Annotated in this window: 15 protein-coding genes and 3 riboswitches; of the genes, 8 read left to right on the top strand and 7 right to left on the bottom strand. The window is 50.6% G+C overall.

Annotated features, from left to right (window positions below; all coding sequences use genetic code 11):
• Nucleotides 1-150: 150 nt before the first annotated feature.
• Nucleotides 151-333: riboswitch (cobalamin riboswitch) on the top strand.
• 153 nt (nt 334-486) lie between these two features.
• The 6 genes from AC1ECB_RS13290 to AC1ECB_RS13265 all read left to right on the top strand — a co-directional run bounded on the left by AC1ECB_RS13290 (nt 487) and on the right by AC1ECB_RS13265 (nt 11,040).
• Complete coding sequence (locus AC1ECB_RS13290) at nt 487-621, top strand: hypothetical protein (protein WP_485669132.1); 135 nt, start codon at nt 487-489, stop codon at nt 619-621.
• Nucleotides 622-701: 80 nt separating this feature from the next.
• Nucleotides 702-5,882 (top strand): TonB-dependent receptor domain-containing protein, encoded by a 5,181-nt coding sequence (locus AC1ECB_RS13285; protein WP_485669131.1) that lies wholly within the window; start codon nt 702-704, stop codon nt 5,880-5,882.
• A gap of 171 nt (nt 5,883-6,053) precedes the next feature.
• The gene (locus AC1ECB_RS13280; protein WP_485669130.1) at nt 6,054-7,457 is read left to right on the top strand and encodes a hypothetical protein; all 1,404 of its coding nucleotides are present in this window, start codon (nt 6,054-6,056) and stop codon (nt 7,455-7,457) included.
• A 125-nt stretch (nt 7,458-7,582) separates the two neighbouring features.
• A complete protein-coding gene (locus AC1ECB_RS13275) occupies nt 7,583-8,488 on the top strand; it encodes a hypothetical protein (protein WP_485669129.1) in 906 nt (301 codons plus the stop codon).
• A complete protein-coding gene (locus tag AC1ECB_RS13270; RefSeq protein ID WP_485669128.1) occupies nt 8,475-9,437 on the top strand; it encodes a CHAT domain-containing protein in 963 nt (320 codons plus the stop codon). Before AC1ECB_RS13275 ends, AC1ECB_RS13270 begins: the two co-directional genes overlap by 14 nt.
• Nucleotides 9,438-9,465: 28 nt before the next feature.
• Nucleotides 9,466-11,040 (top strand): hypothetical protein, encoded by a 1,575-nt coding sequence (locus tag AC1ECB_RS13265; RefSeq protein WP_485669127.1) that lies wholly within the window; start codon nt 9,466-9,468, stop codon nt 11,038-11,040.
• Nucleotides 11,041-11,355: 315 nt separating this feature from the next.
• Here AC1ECB_RS13265 and AC1ECB_RS13260 read toward each other — a convergent pair whose 3' ends face one another.
• Nucleotides 11,356-11,520 (bottom strand): helix-turn-helix domain-containing protein, encoded by a 165-nt coding sequence (locus AC1ECB_RS13260; RefSeq protein ID WP_485669333.1) that lies wholly within the window; start codon nt 11,518-11,520, stop codon nt 11,356-11,358.
• 230 nt (nt 11,521-11,750) lie between these two features.
• Nucleotides 11,751-11,931: riboswitch (cobalamin riboswitch) on the top strand.
• 252 nt (nt 11,932-12,183) lie between these two features.
• Nucleotides 12,184-12,366: riboswitch (cobalamin riboswitch) on the top strand.
• 152 nt (nt 12,367-12,518) lie between these two features.
• Between AC1ECB_RS13260 and AC1ECB_RS13255 the strand changes: the two genes are divergently transcribed.
• Nucleotides 12,519-12,974 carry an OmpH/Skp family outer membrane protein gene (locus AC1ECB_RS13255; protein ID WP_485669126.1) on the top strand — a complete coding sequence of 152 codons (456 nt, stop codon included), beginning with the start codon at nt 12,519-12,521 and terminating at the stop codon, nt 12,972-12,974.
• 324 nt (nt 12,975-13,298) lie between these two features.
• Nucleotides 13,299-13,646 (top strand): hypothetical protein, encoded by a 348-nt coding sequence (locus tag AC1ECB_RS13250; protein ID WP_485669125.1) that lies wholly within the window; start codon nt 13,299-13,301, stop codon nt 13,644-13,646.
• Between the two features lie 136 nt (nt 13,647-13,782).
• Here AC1ECB_RS13250 and AC1ECB_RS13245 read toward each other — a convergent pair whose 3' ends face one another.
• From AC1ECB_RS13245 to AC1ECB_RS13220, 6 genes are all read right to left on the bottom strand, one after another.
• On the bottom strand, nt 13,783-15,525 hold the full coding sequence (locus AC1ECB_RS13245; RefSeq protein WP_485669124.1) for an ABC transporter ATP-binding protein: 1,743 nt from the start codon (nt 15,523-15,525) through the stop codon (nt 13,783-13,785).
• The gene (locus AC1ECB_RS13240) at nt 15,518-17,308 is read right to left on the bottom strand and encodes an ABC transporter ATP-binding protein (protein ID WP_485669123.1); all 1,791 of its coding nucleotides are present in this window, start codon (nt 17,306-17,308) and stop codon (nt 15,518-15,520) included. Before AC1ECB_RS13240 ends, AC1ECB_RS13245 begins: the two co-directional genes overlap by 8 nt.
• Before the next feature lie 44 nt (nt 17,309-17,352).
• Entirely contained in the window at nt 17,353-18,306 is a 954-nt protein-coding gene (locus AC1ECB_RS13235; RefSeq protein WP_485669122.1) for a DMT family transporter, read from the bottom strand.
• A 96-nt stretch (nt 18,307-18,402) separates the two neighbouring features.
• On the bottom strand, nt 18,403-19,362 hold the full coding sequence (locus AC1ECB_RS13230; RefSeq protein WP_485669121.1) for a helix-turn-helix transcriptional regulator: 960 nt from the start codon (nt 19,360-19,362) through the stop codon (nt 18,403-18,405).
• A gap of 182 nt (nt 19,363-19,544) precedes the next feature.
• On the bottom strand, nt 19,545-22,637 hold the full coding sequence (locus AC1ECB_RS13225) for an efflux RND transporter permease subunit (RefSeq protein WP_485669120.1): 3,093 nt from the start codon (nt 22,635-22,637) through the stop codon (nt 19,545-19,547).
• Nucleotides 22,634-23,671: an efflux RND transporter periplasmic adaptor subunit gene (locus AC1ECB_RS13220; protein WP_485669332.1), complete on the bottom strand. Its 1,038-nt coding sequence runs from the start codon at nt 23,669-23,671 to the stop codon at nt 22,634-22,636. Before AC1ECB_RS13220 ends, AC1ECB_RS13225 begins: the two co-directional genes overlap by 4 nt.
• Between the last annotated feature and the right edge of the window lie 33 nt (nt 23,672-23,704).

Below are 23,704 nucleotides of genomic sequence, written 5' to 3'. Positions count from 1 at the left end.
TTCTTTTGTTTACTAGTGCCGGTAGCTGGTAATGCCGGACGGGTTGCCTGATTACCAGGGAGCGCCAGTAAATGCCTGGGAGGATACTCTGGCCAGGGTATTAATTCATCCTGCATTGTGTCAAAAAGCAACAATTACAGAAACAACAACTAAATATTGCCAGGGATAGGTGCCCGCAAGGGCTTAATAGGGAAGTTTGGTGCAAAGCCAACACGGTCCCGCCACTGTAACGGGGAGCAATGCCGAGATATGCCACTGGGATGAAGGTCCTGGGAAGGTTTGGCAAAGCCATGAACCGCAAGTCAGGAGAACTGCCTGTCCGACAATCGCCGTTTTCACCCACGAGGTATGGGGAGGGGATTACGTAACGTTGCCGGAAACATCCTGGTAGCTTAGCGTAACCACACTCCCGGTCAGGGATTTTTTTATTTGCCCGCAGACGATGCGCGATAGACAGGCCAAAGAAAAATGATAGGAGTATACCCAGTGAAAAAATTACAAAAACAAACTGGCAGCGCTGATCGCAATTGCATTTTTCGTATCCGGCATTTTCGGACTGTTAGCGCCGACCCAGACGCTGGCCGCCAAGGCCAACAGCAAGCAAACGGTCGGCTATGTTAGTGAAATAGGACGAAGAAAAACAAACTGATTATCAGTTCTAGCTATTCATGCACCGGTGGTACAGCAGCCGGTCTTCAGGGATGAAAAATAAGCAGCAAAGGAATGAAAGAATTTTGAATCATGTTTACAAAGTTATCTGGAACCGCACCCGCGCCTGCTGGCAGGTGGTATCCGAACTGGCGAAAACGAGCGGCAGGGTGAAATCGCTCCGGCGGAGGAGCCGGCGGGAGAGGGAGACACCAGGGGGCAGTTTTGCCTGCCGGCAACTGGCGGCGGCGTTGGCCGTAACGCTGGGCTGCTCACTGGGGCTGGCGGCGGAGCCGGCTGCCGCGGCGGCGGTGGAGACCAATGCCACCGGTAATTTGTACTATGGTAGTGATGGTAATTACAATGTCTTTGCCACCACTTTGTCTTCCGCGAACGACGAGTATATAACTCCTTTTGCTTATAACAATGGTACGAAGACAACCCGTAATTTTACCTTGTGGAACGCGACCGGAACCTCCTTAACCAGTGATCAGGCTTATCGGAGCGGTCCTGCCGGTAGGACCATCAGTGGCACAGCTTATCCCGGTTGGTCGACGATCCTGGGCTACTCCAATATCTATTTAAAGCTTTCAGATGGCAGCTATGTCGACGTCTCTACCTATGCCAGTACGCAGATACTGATCGCGACTCTAAATACCGACTATTGGATAAATTCAGAATATGCTAAGGAAATTGACGAAGCGTTCAGTACCGGGGATTTGAGCAAGCTGACGCATCTGCCGCAGTTTTACGGCCTGACAACAGACGGTCAGTATGAATTGCTGGGTTCGCGGATCATTATAAGCAGCATAGCTAATACGCTCACGAGTACTGGTACGTCTTCGTATAGCAGTGTGACCGTCAATGCCGGCGATACCTGGCGGCCCAAGGACCGGATGGTGTCAAAGTCCAATCAGGTCGTATCAGGTGCATATGATCTTGCCAATAGCCTGACGGTCGCTCCTGACGGTACGATTACGAATACTGAATATACATCGCCGGCTACTTATATAAAACTGGACGGGACAACCGCCGCTTTTCCCACTACAGCGAAGATAACAGGCAGTACAGTTCCTGTCAACAATGGTGAGGTGCCTCTTACAGGTTCTTCCAGTACGACTTACATCAAGGTCGACAACCTTACTGTCGGCCAAGGCGGCACCATTGACCTCGCCTATCTCAATACGTCGGGCAGTAATCCGCTGGTGCTGCAGACAACTACCTATAATAAAAATCGCATCATTATAGCGGAAAACGCGTCGCTTGCGGACGGCACCATCCTGCACTTTGGTTCTTATTACGGTAATCAGCAAATTGGATCTGATAAGACGACGAGCCTCTATAGACTCAGCAACAGCGGCATGGATCAGCTCTTTGTCACCAACGCGACAACGCCGGACGGCCAGGCTACGGTCTACCTGGAACTCGGCTATGTGGGCGGGCTGTCCCAAGCCACGCAGGGGGTGGCAACGCGATCAACTGGATACCCGATATTTTTCGGCATCCTGAACGGGGCGGAAAATTTTACGGTCGAGGGCAAGACCACACTGGCCGACGGCATCTTCAGCCAGTACCAGATCACGCCGGTGGTCGCCCGGTACGACAACTATTTCACCGCTGATCCTGACGCCAGTACCAGTACCAACCGGACCGGCACTGCCTGGTATCTCGACAGCTACAGCTGGGTGAATCTCGGCACCGCCTCGGAGTCCGGCCGGTCGGCGGCTGATAACAGTGTAATTACGAACAATCTCTGGAAAAGCAACTATCTTAATATGTTCCGCCGGGTGGGCAGCCTCCACCGCCAGCCCTTCACCGAGCAGCGGGTCGAGATGCTGGGCGACAGCGCCCCAGCTGCGGTGAGCAGCACCTCGGCGGGCGGGATAGGAACTCAGGAAACAGGCGGGGACACTTCCCGCACCCTGGGCATCGCCTCCCATCCGGTACAGACGGAGGACCAGAAAGAGAACGCCTGGGCCGAGGTCTGGCACGGCAAGTATCAGAGCAGCTCCGGCTACGGCCGTCAGGTGGACCAGACCTATAATGGCCTGCAGGTGGGCTATGACAAGCTGCTGAGTCATGACATTCATGGCGGCAAAGTCTATAACGGCTTTTTCCTGAGCAAAGTGGACGGCAAGTCCACCACCGCCACCGGCGGGGGCGACCAGGACAGCCAGGGCCTGGGGCTGTACGCTTCCTGGGTAGGCAACAAAGGCCACTACCTGGATGCGGCCATCATGGCTTCCCGCCTCACCAATGACTACCACCTGACCGGCGACACCGGCAGCGGCCTGGGTCGGATCAACTGTGACTACACCACCTGGGCCTATGGCCTGGGTCTCCAGTACGGCTATCAGTCACCGGCCGATAAGCGCGGTTGGTACTGGGAGCGGTCGGCTTCCCTGTTCGTCGGCCGCACCGACGCGGTCAGCTATAGCCTCAGCAACAACCTGGGCATCAGTCAGGCCAGCACTGATACCGTTACCGGCCGCCTGGGCCTGAAAGTCGGCAAACAGCTTGCAGGTGACCAGGGCAGTGTCTACGCCGGCATGGCGGCGCTGCATGAATTCGCCGGCGGCACGGGGTTGCACGCTTTTTTCGGCAACCAGACCATGGCGCTCGATACAGCCGGCGGCAAGGACACTTGGTGGGAATGGAGCCTCGGCGGCAACTGGAAAATTTCGCCGACCGGCGTTTTTAATCTGGACCTCAATAAGACGACCGGCGGCAGCGATGGCAGCAACTGGAAAGTGAGCGGCGGTCTCAACTGGACCTGGGGCGGCTTCTGGGGCGGCAGCAGTGCTGCGGCTAACAACCAGGCAACCGCGCCGGACAGTGGCGAACCTCGCAGCGAACCCACGCGCGGCAGCACCGCTCTGGTCATCGGCCAGGCGACGGCTGCAGCGGCGCCGGCGGAGACGCAGCCGCCGGCCGGCAGCCTGAACAGCCAGGCCGGAACGGAACAACCCGCTGTTGCCGCCGGCCAACAGGAAACAACTGAGGAAACAGCCGCCAACAATACAGTACCGTCTCAGCCGGTCATAAACCAGCCGGTCAGCGCACCGACCGGCGCCAACAGCGGTGGGTACAGCTTCGCCCCGGTCACCGTCGAGGCCACCCGGCCCGCCTGGGAGAAACAGCTTTCCCCCGGCCAGGTCAGCGTTGTTTATCCCGAACACTTTGAAGGTGAGCAAAAGGACCTGCCAGACCTCCTTGACCGTGTGCCCGGCCTGTTCATCCAGCGCGTCAGCGGTGACGGCCACTATACCGTGGCCCGCGTGCGCGGCTCGACCGGCGCTCAGGTCGCCGTCTACGTTGACGGCGTCCTGATGAACCTCAACGGCGAGGCGGCCGTTAACCTCTCGTCCATTCCGGTCGACAATGTGGAACGTATCGAAGTCTACCGCGGCTACGTGCCGGCGCGCTTCTCAGGCTCGCCCCTGGGCGGTGTCATCAATATCGTTACCAAGAAGCCCAAGGAACTGGGCGGTACCATTACTCAGGGCATCAAGTCCTACGGCGGCTACACCGGCACCTATCAGCTCACCGCCCCGGCCGGCGACGGCAGCCTGCTGTTCACCTACCAGCGCGACATCTGGGGCGGCGATTTCCCGTTTACTGTGGCACCCTTGAACTATGGCAACTATTCCAACCAAGGCTTTGGCGACGTCGACCGCCGTTCCAACGGCTATCAAAACAGTAACGGTATGATCAAGTGGCAGGATGACCACTGGATGGTCAAGGCCGCCTGGAAGGACCTGAACGAACAGCTGCCGCGCGCCGTTAACACCCTGCAGCCAACCGGCACGCCGGGCATGGGTGGCAATACCGGCGGCTATACCGAGTATTTCCACAAAGGCTACTATGACGCCGATCTCAATACCAGCCAGAAAGAATTCCAGATCGGTCGCCGCGCTACGGCGGGCAGCCTCGACTGGGGCTGGAAGACCTACTACCTGAAGCAAAAGAAGGACTACCGCAACACCGGCATTTATAAATACGGTGCCGACACCGGGAAAGATGTCGATGCCCTGTATGACTATATCCCCGGCTTCAACTGGACCAAATACGACTCGGACAAATGGGGCGTCAACCTCAACGGGTCGCTGAAAATGGGCGGCAGCCACCTGCTGGAACTGAACTTCGACTATAGTGACGAAAGCATGGATGCCGACGGCAGCCACTGGAACGACTGGGCGCAGTCCGCCTGGGTCAAGAACTGGAACCGCCAGTATATCAACCACTACAAAATTCAGGAATACCACCTGACGCTGCAGGACAGCATCACCCTCAACCAGGCCGGCGACTTCAAGCTGACGCCGGTACTCCGCGCCGACCGGGTGGTAATGTCCACCATGGCCGACAACGACAAGAAGTGGCAATACTCCGGCGCCGCCGCCCTGCAGAAGCAGCTTAACGACCACTGGAGTCTCAAGACCAATTGGGGCACCTACAACCGCCATCCTAATTTCTATGAGCTGTTCGGCGACGGTGCCACCATCGCCCCTAACGAAGGGGCGGCCAAGTTCTTTGACCTTGACGGCCAGGGTACCTGGGAGAGCGGCCACCAGTTCGACTTCAGCGTCAGCTGGCAGGGCAAACTAGCCCAGGCTGATACCGACACCAGCCTCACCTGGTTCCAGCGGCGTTCACAGAACCAGTTCGCCCTCTGGCAGCCCAATGTCCCCAACGCCCCGGGAACTTATTACCCCATGGATGACGCCCGCGTCCACGGTATCGAGCTGACCCACAACATGAAATGGCGGCGCGTCGGTCTCGACCTGAGCGGCACCTGGCAGAAATCGGAGTATACGGACAACAACATGGGCGGCAATCACAACGGTATAAAGTCCTACATTTCCTACACCCCGGAATGGGTCTGGAACGCCCGCCTGGATTACCTCCTGCCGGGTGACAAGTTGGATGTCTTTGCTGAGTATCACTACACTGACATGCAGTTTGTCGGATTGCAGAACACACTTGCCAGTATCGAAAGAAGTTTCATCAATAGTTTGTCCACCGTCAATCTGGGCGCCAAGTATTCCTTCGGCAACGGCTGGAAGCTGTCCGCCGGCGTGAACGATGTCTTCAACAAGGGCTATGAGGCCAGAATGATCTGCATCGATGCAGTGCGCAACGCAGCCGGCGGCTGGGAAGATGTAAATAGTTATTGCGCCCTCGCCTATCCGCTCGCCGGACGCATGTATTACGCCACTATGGAATACAGGTTCTAATCGGTGTCAAGCCTGTCTGCTTCGCACCTGAGACTTTTCGCTCCGGGTACAAGCAAACGGGATTCACATAAATAGCAGGCTAAGGAGGTGATTCCAGTGAAGTAGATACGCGTTACCGCAAAAGAAAACAAAAGTACATTTAAATAAAATGAAATGGAGAGGTGATTTACCATGTCTACCTTAGCAGTAGGTGTAACCAATTACGGTCAAGGGCTTGTCAGTACAGTAACTTTTGGAGTGTCGGCGCCTCATAACATTGCGGCTGTGACGGAACTTCCTCCCGGTCAAACTCCGGCTAAAAAATTATCCGGCGATCCGCGCGTTCTGGCGTTTATGCACGGTACGAACGAACGGGCCTTGATTGCCAGCTATACCTATGGCACACCACCCAGCGTGGGACAGGCAACCTTCGGCGTATACGTGCCCAGCGCCACCGGCACCTGGGGTTCGCCCATCGCCACCGCCACCACCAGCGGCGGTACCAACAATTGGGGCGTCAGCAACCCCTGGGGTCTTGTCAGTATCAGCGATTCCAGCAGCGGCGATTATCTCTATATCCAGGACTATGACTCCAACAATATCGCCATTGTCAACATGGCTAACAACGCCTACACCCTGGCCGGCACCATCAGCAACGTCTTCACTGGCTACGACAGCGGTAAGACCCCGCACGGCAGCGGCATGGACGTGTACAGCTTTGATGACCCGGACACCGAAACGACCGCCCATGTACTGGTTGCCCTGTACAATCAGGCCGATTCATCGTATACCTACGGTAATTCCGCCATTGTGCTGATCCGGGTTGACGGCACTACCGCCACCACCATCGGCACCATTGTCACGTTGACCGAAAACGCCATTTCCGTGACAGTGGAAAATGATGTTGATAGCGGTAATTTCTATGCCTATGTCGCGGCCATGGGCGGCATGCAGGTCGCCGACGGCAACGGCAGCGCCTCCAAAGTGGATGTCGTGACTCTCCCGAACACCGTTTCGTCAGGCACATATACACCCACGCTGGCATTGCTCAACACAGTTGCCGCCACTACCGCCCCGACCACCTTCGGCGATTTCAATGATGTTGAGTTTTGGGGCACGGGAACGGATCGACGCGCCTATATTCTGGTTTCAAACTTTGATCAATATTATTCTACGTATACCTACCAGCTCGTCAGGGTAGCAGCGGCTTCCCTGCGCAGCGGCAGCTTCAGCGGCAGTTCCAGCACAGGAACTGGTCTCACTTCCAGCCCGGCCGGCGCTACCTGGCTGCTGGCTCCAGCCAATGACACCTTGTGGCTGGTAGATGGCAACTACGTGCACAATGTGCCGTCCGGTGCTTTGACATTGTATGATCCTAATACGAATCCTACTCCGATTGGCAACGCCGTAGCTAATGCCACTAATGGCGGTATCGGCTTGGGTAACAGCACCGTTAATGGCTATCTGAACACCGCGTCGGTCGTCATCGACCGGACAGCGGCCAGAACCCGGAGCGGCAAACCGACGACTGCTGTTTCCCGCAGCAAAATGGCGCTTACCGTCGAAGAACTCAAGCGCAGAACCGGCAAGAAATAAGGTTTTCTCATCCGGCGACAGGCGAAAATCCTGCGTGGCTCAGGCTGCGCAGGATTTTCCGCCCCAGGCCGGTTGCCGCTTACCGGTGGCTGATAATCAGCCCGCAAGAGAAAGGAGGATTTACTATGAAAGCCAAGCCACGCTTGTCCTGGCAAAACCATAACCGGCCGAACCGTCGGCCCGCACCGGAGGTCCTGCAGAGTGGTCCGCTAGCCGTTTCGCCCGCTGCCAGGGAAATAGAAAAGCTGCTGCAGAGAAAGGCAGAGCCGTCCCGGCCGGTATTGCCGCCGCCGGGGACATCTCCCGTCCGGCCGGCGAGGCGGGGGGAACGGCCGAAACTGCCGGCCATTGTCCGGTTTGCCCGCCGGCAAAGCGAACGCCTGCAGGTGAGCAACAAACAGTTACCCGCCAAACAACTGGTGAAAATATTCCATAAAATTGCCAACGCTTTTTGTCGAGACGAATTCTACCGGGAGCATGCCCATTTCCCGGATCTGTATCAGACCGCGTTGCTGGCGCTCAGCCGCTACGACCTGCAAGTAAACCTCGGCGCGGCCGCGCGCGGCGGCATGGCCGACCGGTCGCTGGCCGCCTTTTGGCGAAGCTATTTTCGCGTAAATCCGACGATGGACAGTACCGAATATTTCGCTGCGGTGGAAACAGCAGCTGTGCTGGCGCTGTTTATCGCTGACGCCGAGCTGTTTACGGTCGACGGCCCGGTCTGGCCAACAGAGGACCGGACGGGACTGTTTTACAAAGCGCAGGAATTCTTTGCCGTCAAGGGCTACTTGGCTTTTCCCGCACCGGCGGGAGAGACGCTTACCCTCAGCCCGTATGCGCTGACCCGTGTGCTGCGCCAGTTCTGCTGGTTCATTGAGAATTTCTACCAGGTCAACCAGAAAGGCTATGTCTATACGCCGCCCCTGTCCTGCGAGGTGGTCAGCCAGGTAGATGATCAGGCCGGCCTGGCCGGGGAGGCGTATGCGGCAGCCACCACAGAAAAGGAGGGGGAAGAGGATGCCAACCGATGATTTGCGGGCAAGCCTTCTCAAAAAGAAGACGGAAATAACCCGGTTAAAAACCGACAAGGCCCAGGCCCTGCAGCAAATTTCCGAGCATAACAAGGTGTTTTCTCAAGCCGTTGCCACCGGACTTAGCCTAAAGGCAACAGCCGGAGCGGCAGCAGGGCAGGCCGTGGAAACCGCCAAAAGCCATATTAAGCGAAGTGCGCAACAAGCTATTGACTTGGTGGCGACCATCGCTGAGCTGGAGCAGGAAGTCGCCCAATTAGAGCAGCAGCTGTATGACGTCGATCAATTGGAGCAAAAGAAAAAGGACTTTAAAAAGCCGAAGCGGGCCAAACCCATCGCGAAAAAAGCGGCCGAACAGGTAACCGTTTTGTTTCTGGCGGCCAATGCCCTGAAGGACGCTCCGTTGGAGCTGGATGCCGAAGCCAGGGATATCCAGGAAAATATTCGTAAATCCGCGCGCCGCGACGCCATCAACTTTGTCACCCGCTGGGCGACGCAGCCGCTCGACATCCTGCAGGCCATCAACGAGACCAGTCCTCAGTTGGTGCATTTCAGCGGCCACGGCTCGGAAAATGATGAGCTGATTCTGCAGGGTGACGACGGCCAGCCCAAAATGGTGCGCCTGGCCGCCATTGTGCAGGTCATGCTGAGCGCCGCCGACACCATCCGACTGGTGTTTTTCAATGTCTGCTTTTCCAATGATGAAGCGAAAGCGGTCGTCAAGTACGTCGAGGCGGCAGTCGGTATGAACACGGCCATCGGCGACGAGGCAGCCAGGGTATTCGCCGCCCAGTTTTATTCAGCCCTCGGCTTTGGCAAGTCATTAAAAATTGCCTTCGAGCAGGCCAAGGCGGCCTTAATGCTGGAAGGCATACCGGAAGAAAATACGCCGCTCTTATTTGTCAAAGAAGGTCTTGACCCGGCTCAGCTCGTATTTATTAAGGAATAAAACAGCGAGTTGGAGAGAGTGAATTATCATGCAGCAACAACAGGAAGTCAGCCTTGACCTGGTGCCGTTTATGGCCAGGGGCATAGCTCAAAACAAGGTCGCCCGGTCCGTGCTGGATAGAATCTGCGGCGCCGGTGGCATCGTGATCGACAGCACTATGACTCCCCGGCGGCGTGCTTATGACAGCTATTTCCGGGAAAGTGACGTACTCACCGAACTGTATTGCCAAAAAGCCACAGACCTGCTTGTCACTTCGTTTCAGGAAAATGACAACGGACAAAAAGCGGCAGCGGCGTTTGAACAACTGCTGAAAAAATGCTGGCGGCCGATTTATACGTATGTAAAAACAAAAGACAAAGAAGTCCCATTCGAATCGTTTTGGCGGTTGTTAATGAAAAAAGAACCCAGAGTGACGCCCCGTGAATTGCGCAATCTGCCCGCGCCGCCGGTGCTGCTGGACAAACGTCAGCGGCCGCTTAAGCCGTATGTCAATAAAAAGGATATGCTGGACGGCGATTTTGCAATTTTTTGGCATCTGGTCAATGCTTTCGGGAAAACCCTCACGGAACAGGGACCCCTGTTCCACTCTAATTTTCAGGCCCACCTCCGGGCGCAGGAAAAAATGACAGGGGAACGGCCAGCTTCCGTCTTGACGGACCGGCAAAAAGAACTGTCCGAAACGCTCTGGCAGTCCATTGACCAAAAACTAAAGGGAATTCCGGCCAGTTTGGACGAGTATTTTCATACTTTAGAATATACCCGGACCACCGGGTATATGTTCAAACGAGAAAACTTCAGCGGCCTGCCGTTCGACGCCATTGCGCGGGTGCCGGTCAGCCGGTGGGAACTCAGGCGCGCCATAGAGACGATGGCTGCCTCCCTGCCCGACGAGACTCAGGTAACGGCTGAACTTAAGCAGGCGGCCCTGGATTTTTTCGCTCGCACGCTGCTGATCCGTGCTTGTGCGGTCGAGTATGATAACCTGCGAACCTTTGCGTTACGGGAAATCCGGCGGGAGGGAAAAACGGCGGCCAAGCGTTTGCAAGTTGACAAGCTGAAAGCAGAGCTGGCCCAAGTGCAGAAAAAGAATGCGGTGTTGGAAGAAATGCTGGCGGCCAAACAAAGGGTATTGAATGAACTCCAGCTTAAAATAGATAAAAACGAGATTGCCCGGCAAAAAGAAAGCGAGCAATGGCAGGAAAAACTGGACGATACCAATCGGATACTGGACAAGCTGCTTGCCTCCTCAAATCAGGAAAACGAGCCGGAAAAGGAGCTTAGTCCGGAAATCATCGAAGCCATTGCCTGGCTGAAGGTTGTTATTCTCGGCGGGCGTACGGATTGGCAGCAACGCCTAAAGCAAAAGTATCAAAACTTTAGCATGATTTCGTCTGAAAATGTGAAATTCGATCTGTCGGTACTGGATGCGGCCGATGTCATTGTGATCAATTGGAAACATTTGGGGCATAGCTTGTTTTACCGGACGGTAAACTATGCCGGCAAATATAATAAGCCGATTGTATATCTCGGCAAGAGCAATGAGAAACATCTGCTTAAAGCACTGTACCGGGAATGTATTTTGTCTAAAGAAGAAAGGGGTTAGTATTGAAAAAGGAGGCATCCCCCATGAAACAGCATGTCTTTTTAGTGAAAAACAGAACGGTAGGGACGGGCTGACCCGCAACTCCTGGGGCAGTACCGACAGTATAGAACTAAGCCCTGATAAAATCCAGGATAATACAAGAAGTATACGATAACTCCCTGCAAATTCAAACAATCTCGCAACCAGTGAGTTTTCCATAATTTATTCTCCCTTCAACAAAAAATAGAAGTCTGCTGCAGCTTTGCAACTGACTTCTATTTTAAAGAAGATGATATAGAACTAATACTCCATATAGATTGTTTTAGCTCCATTTAGTCAAAGCGATTTTCGGTAAGCTGAGGGAGAAATATGCATTACAGCCTTAAAGGCACTGGCAAATTTGCTGGAATTTTCATAGCCGACGTTACCGGCAATAACCGTGATGCTATCTTGACTCGTAAGCAGCATGGAGGTTGCTGCCTGCATGCGATACGTGCGTATATAAGTAACACGTCAGTCCTTTTCTTATAGTATACTCCTAGAATAAAAAATATGCAACCGGTTACAACAAACACGCCCTCAATAAACATCAGCGGGCCTGCCCGGATAGCCGGTGGGTCATGAAGAAATAGGGGAAACGTGTCAGAAAAGACAGGAAAAAGCAGAACGAAAATTGGTGACAATTGGCAATTGCTGTGTTAAAATAAATTAATAACAAGAAGCGGACAACCACATAGTGTAATGGTACAGGTGCCCGCAAGGGCTTCATAGAAAAGCCGGTGTAAGACCGGCGCGGTCCCGCCAATGTAATGGGGAGCAAAGCCAAGAAATGCCACTGGGAGGAAAGTCCTGGGAAGGTTTGGCGGCGCGAGGAACCAGAGTCAGGAGAACTGCCTGTACAACAGTCACCATTTGACCTGCGCGTGCTCAGGGAGGGGATTTGATGTGTAGTTTACACCGGCAGTGTTGCCGTATAAACGCCGAAGCCTTTCTGAGTGATTATCGCAGAGGGGCTTCTTTTGTTTACTAGTGCCGGTAGCTGGTAACGCAGGACGGGTTGCCTGATTGCCAGGGAGCGCCAGTAAATGCCTGGGAGGATACTCTGGCCAGGGTATTAATTCATCCTGGATTGTGTCAAAAAGCAACAATTACAGAAACAACAACTGAATATTGCAAGGGATAGGTGCCCGCAAGGGCTTAATAGGGAAGTTTGGTGCAAAGCCAACACGGTCCCGCCACTGTAACGGGGAGCAATGCCGAGATATGCCACTGGGATGAAGGTCTTGGGAAGGTTTGGCAAAGCCATGAACCGCAAGTCAGGAGAACTGCCTGTCCGACAATCGCCGTTTTTCACCCACGAGGTATGGGGAGGGGATTACGTAACGTTGCCGGGACATGCCGGTAGCTTAGCGTAACCACACTCCCGGTCAGGGAGTTTTTTGTTTGCCCGCAGACGATGCGGGAAGACAGGCCAAAGAAAAATGATAGGAGTATACCCAGTGAAAAAATTACAAAACAAACTGGCAGTGCTGATCGCAATTGCATTTTTCGTATCCGGCATTTTCGGACTGTTAGCGCCGACCCAGACGCTGGCCGCCAAGGCCAACAGCAAGCAAACGGTTGGCTATGTTAACCGACAACAAGTTTTCGCCAGTTACCCCGGCATACAGGACCTCATGAACCGTATCCAGACCCTGCGGGACGAGGCACAAAAAGACTACGACACCAATGCCAAAGATCTGCCGGCAGCCGACAAGCAAACCTACAGCGATAAATTGGCCCGGCAGGAAGCCCAGCGGGAAGATGAATTGATGAAGCCGGTGGGAGATAAAATTGAGGCATCCATTAAGGCCGTCGCTGAGGAAAAAGGACTGACAGCAATTTTTGACGCAGCAACCGTGGTCTACGGTGGTACAGATATCACCGCCGATGTGATAACCAAAGTAAAACAATAAGCAGCAGCGATAGTGTACCTGAGCCTAACCGTCCTGCCCGGACGTGCTAACGACGTCCGGACAGGCTGCGATATGAATTTGTTTCAGGAGGCAATAATGTCACCTACCCGCAACAGGGCCGGACCTACTATTTGACCGCCCAGTATTTCTTCTAAACCAACGCAACTTTGCCGCGCTGATGCCCAGGCAGAGGCAAACCAGGCCTGGACAGATTGTCCGGGCCTGTTTGCCGATATCGCCGGAATCGCTTGTCTCTCACAGGGAGGAAGAGAGCAAGGCAGGATTGTCATGAATACACAATTTTTTAGAGGGAGAAGGAGGATTATGATGAATACACAGGTCATTTTGCCTGACAACAAAATCGTGGGCACCGGCTGGCGGCCGCCATTGCCCGATCTGCGCGACTATGATGAGTGCCATCCCAACCTGCAGGAAACGATAAAACGCCTGGGGATCGATGCGGCCGCGCCTTTGCCGGCCAAGGCGGATTTGCGCCAGTGGTGCAGCACACCGGTGCCGGAGCAGGGCCAGTTGGGGGCCTGTACCGCCCATGCGGCGGCAGCCATCATTGAATATTTTCAGAACCGGGCCTTTGGCAAGCATTTTACCGCCTCCCGGCTGCTCTGGCAATCAATCCGGAAGGGGTATGGCGGCAGATTGAACCGCTTTTAGCCGGTAAGCTAGATGATGCCGCCTTTGCCGGCCGGATTTTGGACATGATTGCCCAGGGGGAAATCGCCTGATGTTGATTATGTAATTACTAATGGTCTTACCTTGCTCCAAGATAAGGTCTATTTATCGCAAACTTTTATAATGACCAATTCATATTTTGTGTTTGAGTTTTAACCATGTGATGATATAAGCCGTCTTGTTTTAGCAAATCATCAGGTCTGCCTTGCTGAGAGACATATCCATCAGACAAAACGACGATCTTATCGGCATTGGCGACGGTTCTCATACGATGGGCAATAATCAAAACCGTTTTATTTTTAATCAGTTCTGCCAAGGCCGCCTGAATCTTTGTTTCATTTTCCACATCCAAGGAAGCAGTGGCTTCATCCAATAAGATGATGGGCGCATCTTTAAGAATGGCCCTGGCGATAGAAATACGCTGGCGTTCTCCGCCTGATAATATAGAACCATTTTCGCCAATAATTGTATCGTAACCCATAGGCATACGCGATACGAAGTCATCACACATAGCCAGCCTTGCCGCCTCTTTTACTTCTTCATCTGTTGCATTACGTTTTCCCAAACGAATATTTTCTATGACAGTGTCATTAAATAAGGTGACATCCTGAAAAACAATCGCATAATTTTTCAGCAGCGCTTCGGGATCTATTGCCGTTATATCCTGGCCTCCCAGCGTAATCTTACCGGAAGTTGCATCCCAGAAACGTGCCGCCAGTTTTGCAGCCGTACTCTTGCCACCGCCGGAGGGACCTACAAGAGCTGTCACCTCTCCTTGTTTTGCCAAGAAAGAAACATCCTTTAAAACCGGTTCATCGGTATTGTAAGAAAATGCGACATGGTCAAATTCGATGTCATATCCATTCAGTTTATAATTTTTTTCACCGCGTTGAACAGGCTGTGCTTCCATTTCCTGCATTCTTGTTATAGGAATTTCAGCAATAAAAATCTCAGCAATATTTGATAGTGTTCCGGACAAAGGATCGTACAATCTTGACGCCGTAATCAAAAAAATCAGGTAAGTCAGCAAATCGGTTTTTTCTGCAATTAATAATTCACTGCCTGCCAATATTACCGAGGCCAAGCCAAGTCGCAGCAGTGCTTGTGCACTGGTCACAAAAGCGCCCAGGGTCAATTCAGAATGAATATGCGCCTGTTCTGCTGCATCCAGTTTTTTGTCTAATCCTTCTATATAACGTTCTTTCATACTGCAGGCCTTTATATCCTGGATGGTTTCAAGGCATTCCTGAATACCGTCGGCACAAATTCTTTTGGCTTGATAATGCTTAAGTTCGGCCCGGTTCTGCATATATTTTGAACCAATAATCATAAGAAACGCTGCAGGAATGACCCATAATACGGCAAGTCCCATCCGCCAATCTGTATAAAGCAAGCCAATGGCAATGACAAGTGTTGAAAGCATAGCCCCAAACAATTGTGGAACAGCATGGGAAAAAGCATGTTCCAATGTCGCGCAATCGCCCATAATCGTATTTGTTAAGTCCGATAAGTCTCTTTTACCGAAAAAGGACAAAGGCAACTGACGAAGTTTTTCCGCCAAATTAATCCTTCTTGTGGCGCTTTCCGTATAGGTAGAAATAAATACACTGGAATACTGTAAATACTGGCAAAAATATAAAACAATAAACACTACAAAAACAAGCAGCACATATTTCATCAGGTCAGGTGTTGAGGCGCTTGTCCCTAACAGCGGCTGTAACAGTTCAGCCAGCAGCATGATAAAAAGCCCCACAGGAAGCATCATACTAAGATCGGCCAAGGCACTGTATAAACTGCCCTTGATTAAATCCTTTGCCCCTCTTTCACTGAGTGCAAATTTCTCTTGCAATAATTTAAGCATGTCCTACCGCCTTTCCGACCTTCCATGAAACGGAGGTTTGATATTCCTGCCACATGCCGGCATACACACCCTTTTGCTTTACTAACTGTTCATGAGAACCTCGTTCCACAATCTCGCCCTGTTGCAGGACTAAGATACAATCAACATTTTTAATGGAAGAAAGGCGATGGGCAATCATTAATACCGTTTTTCCTTTCGTCAGATGTTTGAAGGCTTTCTGAATCTGATACTCATTTTCCGGATCGGCAAAAGCAGTCGCCTCATCTAAAATAATAATCGGAGCATCTTTTAAAATGGCTCTTGCTAACGCAATCCGCTGTTGTTCCCCGCCGGAAAGGTAAACGCCGTCAGTTCCCACAACCGTATCAATTCCCTGCGGCAGCTTTGCCAAAATATCATCGCACTGCGCCAGATGTGCTGCATAAAGAGCTTCTTTCCGGCTTGCCTCTGGTTTGGCTGCGCAAATATTATCCAACAGACTGGCTTTGAATAACTTTGTATTTTGAAATACAAAAGCGATTTTTTGCATTAAATCTGTTTCCCGAATCTCCCTTACATCGATTCCGCCGATTCTAATGCAGCCCTCATTTACATCCCAAAAGCGCGGGACAAGGCTGGCCAACGTGGTTTTGCCGCTGCCGGAAGAACCTACTAAGGCATAGGTTTTTCCCTGAGGTACGGTAAAGCTCACTTGATCAACAGCAGGCTGTTGATTGCCAGGATACGTAAAGGTCACATTTTCAAAACAAATGCCGGTATCTTTCATTGATCCATCAAGGTTCCCTGCTGCAAGCGTTTTAGCCTGTATAATTTCATATACACGATCAACGGCCTCTTTTGCCGTCATGATACTTTCGCCCATACGCATGATTTTACTCATCATAGCAATGCACAAAGGGACAAACAGCATGTAGAAGATAAGATCCAAAAGGAACCCTTTATAATCTGCTACCGTTAAGCTAAATAATATACCGACAGGTAGCAAAAGCAGGGAGGGTGCGTTAATCGTGATTATAAATCCAACAAAGGGTACACGGCAGGATAAAGCAAAACCCGAGGCAAACCTCCAATATTTTGTAATTGATTCGTGGAAATTTTTAAAAGAATAAACGGTTTGTTGAAATACCTTTACAACCGGAATTCCCCTGACATATTCAACAGCTGCCGTATTCATTTCCTCCAGGGCATTCATGTACTGATTCATACACTTGGCTCTTTTGCCGCCCATCATCTTTTTTAAAAAGGACAGGCTAAGCAAAAGCGGAACTAAGCAAACCAAGCCCAGCCTCCAGTCAAAGATAAAGAAAACTGTCAAAATTGCTACAGGCATAACGACAGCGCCAGACACATCAGGCAATTGGTGAGCTAAAAAGGCATGTGTTAAACCTGCATTATCATCAATTATTTTTCTCAGCTTTCCGCTTGTATTTGTGTTAAAAAAACCTAGCGGTAAATTTACAATTTTATGCATAGCCTCTTTACGCATATTTTTCTCAACGCGAAAGGCAGCAAAATGGGAGCATAGCAAGCCTGCAAAATATAAAGCAATACTGAGAGCGGCAAAGCCTACCGCCAGCCAGCCAGACTTAGCTGTTTCCACAGCCTGCGCAAAATCCGGCAGCACTCTTAATGCATCTCGAATCACGAACCAAATGCAGATAAAGGGAACTATCGACAGTATAGAACTAAGCCCTGATAAAATCCAGGATAATACAAGAAGAATACGATAACTCCCTGCAAATTCAAACAATCTCGCTACCAGTGAGTTTTTTTGAACACTCATATTCATTCCTCCTAAAAGTAAAGATAACAGCTTCTTTCTTAATGTTACTTAGTTTGACTCATTGCGTTTAATTGTTGCCGTTTTTGTTCTCTGCCCTTGGTAAGATATAAACCTGCAAGAATTACCACGGCTCCGAAAAATTGCATCCAACCGAAGGCCTCACCAAGAATTAGGTAACCTGCTGCAACCGTGAAGACTGGGCTTAAATTAAAGTATAAAGATGCAATAGTACTACCGGCTTTGGCTGTTCCCCAAATCCAAAGACAATTTGCCAAACATAATGGAAATACACCTGAGTAAAAAGCGCTGGCCCAGCCTGGCCATGGTATTGCTTGCCAATCAACGGCTAACATAGAAGGCAAAGAAATAAGCCCGAAGAGACTGGTCGCAATAATAAGAACATAGGTAGTAATTTGATAGACTGAGTAGGTAGCAGATAATGGGCGTGAAAAAACCGTAAAATAGCCATAGCTTATTTGTGCGGCTAAAACCAGTATAGCTCCTCCAATATGGCCGCCGGAAAGACTTATTGCTTTTCCGGTTCCGGCTACCATCAAAACGACACCTAGCAATGAGAGAAAGATGCCTTTAATAACACCCGGTTTAATATTATCAAACCGGTGAAAGTGATTTATAATGGCAACACTGACTGGGAGGCAGCCCAAAATAAGTGCCGCATTTCCTGCTGTAGTGAGCTGTAAACCAAAAGTAAAGAAAAGATGAAAAAAGAAAAAGCCTAGACTAGCGATGAAAAGTGGTTTTTTATCTTGCTGTCTTAATGGTACCCATTTACATAAACGAGGAAAGATCAGCCAGCCCACAGCTAAAGCGGCAAAAAGACGGATGGCACTATACGGCATCGGTGGAATGTGGATAAGCCCGATTTTCATTACCGGAGGATTTAAACCCCATATAAAGGCGACAAGAATTAAAATCAAATGAACCTGCATATTTAACACCTCTTTCACAATATAAGTACTATGTTTTTTCTCCAACAAAAAATAGAAGTCTGCTGCAGCTTTGCAACTGACTTCTATTTTAAAGAAAATGATATGGAACTAATACTCCATATAGATTGTTTTAGCTCCATTTAGTCAAAGTGATTTTCGGTAAGCTGAGGGAGAACTATGCATTACGGCCTTAAAGGCACTGGCAAATTTGCTGGAATTTTCATAGCCGACATTACCGGCAATAACCGTGATGCTATCTTGACTCGTAAGCAGCATGGAGGCTGCTGCCTGCATGCGATACGTTCGTATATAAGTATAAATAGGCATTCCGTAAACCTCTTTAAAACAAGATTTCATGAGAGTGATGGATATATCAAATCGGTTAGATAATTCCTCTAACGTGAAATGATGCTCTATATGCTGCGTTATAAACTGTTTTATTTGCTTAATCTTATTAACTTGGCTTTTTTGGAAATACGGACGCTTTTCATATTGTTCCGAAGCATCAATTATACTAAGAAAAAGTAACAGTTCCAGTACCTTTAGTTTAAAATATCCGTATTTCACTTCATCGGGGATCGTATAGAGTTCCGAGAAAATATGCTGTATGGAATCTTTCGCCCGTATGATAAAGCAGCGGTCACCGGCACATAATTTATCGCGTAATGCGTATAAATCAATAGAAATATCCGTCAATATGGTCGAAACCATTTTCGCTGCCTCTTCGAGATCAATAAAAATTGATACCCCGTGATAATGTTTTAGAGGAAAGGTGGCATTGGTGTTTCGATTATTTACTACTGTATTAACAGCAAGATCGCCTTCGCTTAAATAAGTATACATTCCATTGATAAATTCACATTCAAATCGGCCCTCGCGGCAATGGTTGATTTCTACTATATCCTTGTGTAAAAAAATGTGATGCGGGCATTTACCTGTATGAAAATCGTTATACGTCAACTGAATTCCGGGAAATACCTGATAACTTGTCAGGATTCCTGTTCCGTCATCATTTTTCATCTCGTAAACCGTACAGTGCTCTGACTGCTTAATTATTTTTGTATCGGCATCATATATGGAATTGTTTTGAAATACATTGTTCATAGAAATACCTGCTCATTTGATAATAATAATCATTTGGATTTATCATACGCAATGAATTGTTTTTTGTAAAGCAAAAAGTTAAACAAGTATTTTCCGGATTCCAAAAGAATGTTTCCGGGTTTATCCAGGTGGAGTAGACTCTCCACCTGAATCCCCGATGTTTCAGCTATGCTGAAACGAGTTCACTCAGAATGGCTGGGAACTGACGCTGTTACAGTTTGTTCCGGACGAGAGTCAGGGGTTACTTTAAACCATGTCGCATACATGGTCGGCAGGACCAGCAGTGTTAATACGGTAGCGCCCAGCAAGCCTCCGGCAATAGCCACTGCCATAGGACCCCAGAAGCTGCTCTCCATCAGGGGAATCATGCCTAATATAGCGGCGGCTGCCGTCAGCATGATAGGGCGGAACCGCAGTATGGCGGAGTCGATAATAGCATTCCAGGGGGTCTCGCCGGACTTGATGTGCTGTTCAATTTGATCAATCAAAATGACGGAGTTGCGGATAATCATGCCGCTGAGTGCCAGTATACCAAGCTCAGCCACAAAGCCTATCGGCTGTTGCGTCAGCAGCAGGGAAAGACTGACGCCAATGATTCCCAGCGGAGCAGTCAGTACGGTTAAAATCATCAGAGAGATTTTTTGCAGCTGAAACATTAAGCAGGTCAAAATGATGATAAACATGGCAGGGACGGGTTGAAGCATGAGTCCCATGGATATTTTGCTCCGCTCCAGCGCTCCGCCGATATCAATGCTATAGCCGGGCGGTAAACTTTCGCGCAGCTCCTTAAGCTGGGCATAAACCTGTTTGGTTACGTCATTGCCGGTGGCTCCCGGCAAAACATCCGCCTGTACCGTGATGGTAGGTTTAAGATCACGCCGCCAGATCAGGCCATCTTCGGCCTCATAGCTGATTTTGGCGATTTGATCTAGAGGAACAAACCTACCGTTGCCAATATGAATAGTAAGATCTTTTATATGGGATAAATCCTGCCGGTCTTTCTGGTCGAGGCGAAATACGATATCCACCGTTTTATCCTGTTCACGGAACTCGGATAGAGCAGCACCGGACAAATGGGATTGCAAATTCGCAGCCAGAGCCTGGCTGTCAATTCCCAGCATGCGGGCTTTGTTCTGGTCAACTGTTAAATGCATGGCTTTACTTTTTTCGTTCCAGTCAAAATTGGTGTTGGCGGCATGAGGGTTGGACGCTATGACGTTTCTTACCTGCCGGGCAATTTCCCGTACCTGTTCATGGTCATAGCCGGTTACTCTGAGCATGACAGGATAGGGGGAGGGCGGGCCGGTCAGGATTACCTTGACGTGCCCGTGCACATTGGGAAAGCTTTCTGTGAACAAATTATTTACTTTTTCATGTAAGGCTTTACGGGCTTCCAGATTTTTGGCCACAATTACGAACTGGGCATAGTTGTTGGCGGCAAGGTTGGGTTCGGCGGTCAGTACGAACCGGGGCGAACCTTTTCCCACATAGTAGCTGTAATTTTCAATGTCGGGGTCGCCGGCGAGGTTTTCGGCAAAGCGTTGGGCCTCATCTTTTGCCGCCTGCAGCGAAGCTCCTTCGGGTAAAGTCATTTCCACAATCAATTCAGGACGTAAAGAAGAAGGGAAAAACTCCTGCTTGATAAATTTGAAAAGAAATAGGGAGCCGGTAAAGCAGACGATGGTAGCGCCGATGACCAGCTTACGGTGACATAGACAATAGACCAGTGTTTTCCGGAAAAGCCGGTAAAACCTTGTGTCATAAATGTCGGCGTCATGCCCGAGCCCCTCTTTTGTTTTGATTAATTTAAAACCCAGCAGTGGCGTAACAAAAACGGATACAACCCAGGATAGTAACAGCGCGATCGCAACAACGGGAAAGAGACTGCGGCAAAATTCAGATGCGTTTCCTTTGGCAAAGCCAATGGGGATAAAGCCGGCGCAGGTAATCAGTGTTCCTGTCAGCATGGGAAAGGCAGTTGCCGTATAGGCAAAACAGGCAGCCTTAAAGCGGTCCCAGCCCTGTTCCAGTTTTACGCTCATCATCTCAGTGGCAATGATGGCGTCATCGACTAAAAGTCCCAGGGCGATAATCAGGGCGCCCAGTGAAATCTTATGTAAGTCGATGCCCATAAGCTGCATGCAGGTAAACGTACCGGCAATAACCAAAGGAATGCACAGTGCCACTACCAGGCCGGAACGCATGCCGAGGCTTAAAAAGCTAACGGCCAAAACAATGAGGATGGCTTCCCGCAGGGATTCTACAAATTCACTGATCGACGCCTCGACTACCTTGGGCTGGTTGGATACCTGGCTAAGCTCCAAACCAAGCGGCAGGTTCTTTTTGATTTGGGCTACTGCTTTGCTAAGACCGGCACCCATATCCAGAATATTACCGCCCGCATTCATGGATATGGCAATACCGATGGCCGGCTGGCCGTTATAATACATTCGGGGGTCAATGGGATCGGCGTAACGGCGTTCAACCCTGGCAATATCGCCCAGCCGGAAAGTGCGGTCGCTGGCCCGGACAGGCAGGTTGCGGATGTCCTCGATATTGTCAAACATGCCGCTGACTCGCAAATAAACATTATCCGACGAGGTTTCGATCATGCCGGAAGCGGCCATGACATCCTGATTTTTAATCGTACTGACAATTAAACTGGGATCAACACCCAATTGGGCTAATTTGTTGCTTTCCATTTCAATATAGATTTTTTCCTCTTGTACCCCAATGAGTTCGACTTTTTTTACATCGGGAACTCCCAGTAGGGTCCGGCGGATCTTTTCGGCCCGATCGCGCATCTCTTCATAGGTAAACCCGTCGGCTGTCAGCGCGTAAATGCAGCCGAACGTATCGTCAAAACGGTCATTAAAAGCAATGCCGGCTACTCCCTGGGGCAAAGTGCCGTTGATATCGTTGACCATGTTGCGCACTTCCAGCCAGGTAGGACGGATATCTTTTTCGGCTACGTTGTCATCTAATGTGACATAGATAACAGCCTGACCCGGTTTGGAATAGCTTTTCAGATAATCCAGACCCGGCGTGTCCTGCAGCTTTTTTTCGATTTTATCGGTTACCTGTTCTTCCACCTGGCGGGCGCTGGCCCCGGGCCAGGAAACCGATACAATCATTTGCCGGATGACAAAATCGGGATCTTCCATCCTTCCCAGACGGAGATAGGAGAAAATCCCCATAATGAATGTGATAAAAACGAAAAAGTACACAAGCTGTTTATGACGGAGTGCCCATTCTGTCAGGTTTAGATTTTTCATAGGTTATCACCAGTTACACGAACCTTTTGTCCTTCCTGCAGTTTATGGACTCCGGCGGTTACCACCACATCCCCGTTTTGCAGTCCTGCCAGTATTTCAACTTGGTTGTCCCCGAACGGTCCGACGGTTACAGGTCTTAGACTTGCGGTATTGTTTTCAACAACCCACACATTTGGTGTGCTGCCTGTTTGATAAATGGCCGACAAGGGAATTGTGGCTATTTGTTGCTGCTGACCGCCTGGATACGTTGCCGCGACAGCCGCAGTCATGCCCAATTTGACGTCTGATGGCGGATTGACCAGGCTTATGCGGACTTTATAGGTGCGGGATATTTTATCAGCCATAGGTGATATTTCTCTTATTTTTCCGTCTACAGTGACGCCGGGCAGAGCCCAGAAAGTGACCCGGAGCAGTTGTGACTGGCGTAGTTCTTCAATACGGTTTTCGGGGACGCTGATTTCAATTTCCCGGTCGCCGTCCTGCACCAGGGTAAGGACAGTCTGTCCGGCGCTGACGACCTGTCCGGTTTCGACACTGATGTTAGAGATAACGCCGGCACTGGTGGCATACAGGGTGCTGTAGCCCAATTGATTAGCTCCCTGGACATATTGAGCGGATGTTTGCCGTACGGCAGCGACCGCCGCGTCGTAGGCACTTTGATACTGGTCAAGCTGAGCCTGGCTAATCGCATTTTGCTCATATAACTGACGGTAGCGGTTCAGGTTGTTTTCCGCCAATTTTAATTGCGACTGAGCAGAATATACCTGAGCGGCATTCGCGTTTACCGTTTGATTAATATCTTTGGGATCAATCTCCATCAGGGTGTCACCGACTTGGACCACACTGCCCAGATCAACATGGCGTTTGATGATTTTTCCGCCGACCTGAAAGGCAAGCTGGCTTTCGTAGCGTCCCCGGACCTCGCCGGAATAGGTGTACTCCTGTGCGGCGTTTATCAGTCCGACTGTGGTTGTCCGGACTAAAGCAATTTCGTCTGCAACTGATTTGGGCTGATGCTGTCCTTTCCAGATCATGCCGCCGATGATGCAGATGCCTAATACGATGGC

The sequence above is a fragment of the Sporomusa sp. 246TCP1 genome (assembly GCF_057319775.1).
The sequence above is the reverse complement of the archived record's forward strand: the minus strand, read 5'-3'. Positions and strand labels throughout refer to the sequence as shown.